Annotated in this window: 2 protein-coding genes; one reads left to right on the top strand and one right to left on the bottom strand. The window is 32.0% G+C overall.

Annotated elements, in window-relative coordinates:
• Positions 1–42 precede the first annotated feature (42 nt).
• Complete coding sequence (locus J5G60_RS18440; RefSeq protein ID WP_150358074.1) at positions 43–408, top strand: hypothetical protein; 366 nt, start codon at positions 43–45, stop codon at positions 406–408.
• A gap of 90 nt (positions 409–498) precedes the next feature.
• Here J5G60_RS18440 and pssA read toward each other — a convergent pair whose 3' ends face one another.
• On the bottom strand, positions 499–1,026 hold the full coding sequence (gene pssA / locus J5G60_RS18435) for a CDP-diacylglycerol--serine O-phosphatidyltransferase (RefSeq protein WP_179978054.1): 528 nt from the start codon (positions 1,024–1,026) through the stop codon (positions 499–501).
• Positions 1,027–1,111: the final 85 nt, after the last annotated feature.

The following is a 1,111-nucleotide window of genomic DNA, read 5'->3' as shown; positions in this document are numbered from 1 at the left end:
AAATATTATAGTATATTATAAATTTTAGTCAGGGTGATAGATATGTCTCATAGAAAGATAATTGAAGAATATTATTGTGATATAAATAACCTGACAGATTTATTGTCTAAACTAACCAATTGTTATAGATTACTTATAGGAGGAGCAGGGGAATTAAATTCCATAGCATCTGCCCATAAGAAAGAGGTAAAAGATGCTCTTCATAGGGTAGATGAATTGGGTGATATACTCGATAAGCTCATAAGTGCCATAGATAAATCTACCGTAGAATATGCACAGTATTGCAAAATGAGAACTGAAATCATCAGGGGAAAAATGAAAGCACAATATATGGAGACAGAAATAGATGAGGAGTTGTTTTTGAACAACTTAGATACGATATATGATGATAATAAAAAAGAAGAATAAGCAAAAAGCCGATCTGTACCTATTCTTCTTTTATTACATTAAACAACAAGTTTAACTGGTACCTATAAAAAATTTTATTAAGATATAGGATTAAAATTTTTTAAATCTGTACTTACATACCATAAGATATGAAAGTATTATAATAAGTAGAATTGTAACTTCTGAAGGAAGAGGATGTCTCAATGTAATCAAACAATAAAGTGACATGAACATACCTGCAAAAGTTATGGGAATACCGAAGAATTGTCCATCAAATTCAGTAATATTAAATCTTGCCAGCCTGTATGCCCCGCATATTGGCAGCAGCAGTACCAGCAGATAGCCCAATAGGCCTAAGTTAGAAAAATTATAGAGATTAAATGCGAGAACTGAAGGAGCCACTCCGAAAGAAACTAAATCTGCCAGTGAATCCAGTTCTTTGCCTAAATCACTGGATACCTTTAAAAATCGAGCAACTCTTCCGTCGTATCTATCAGCCAAACATGCCAGCAATATAAACAAGCCGGCCCATATATAATTTTCTTCAAAGGACATTATTAGGGATATTATACCGCAGCTGAGGTTAGTAAGAGTAAATGCATTTGGGACGGTACTTTTAGCTAGTTTTATTTTAGCCACTGTGGATCACTCCTTAAAAAAATAATAAAATATTTTATTGCTTAAAACGAGTAAAAAGTATATAATTACATAAAATAATTATAAC

Origin of the sequence: Clostridium sp. HV4-5-A1G (genome assembly GCF_900184915.1) — a bacterium.
Lineage (GTDB): Bacteria > Bacillota > Clostridia > Clostridiales > Clostridiaceae > Clostridium_B > Clostridium_B aromativorans.
This window is presented reverse-complemented; position numbering and strand designations above follow the sequence as displayed.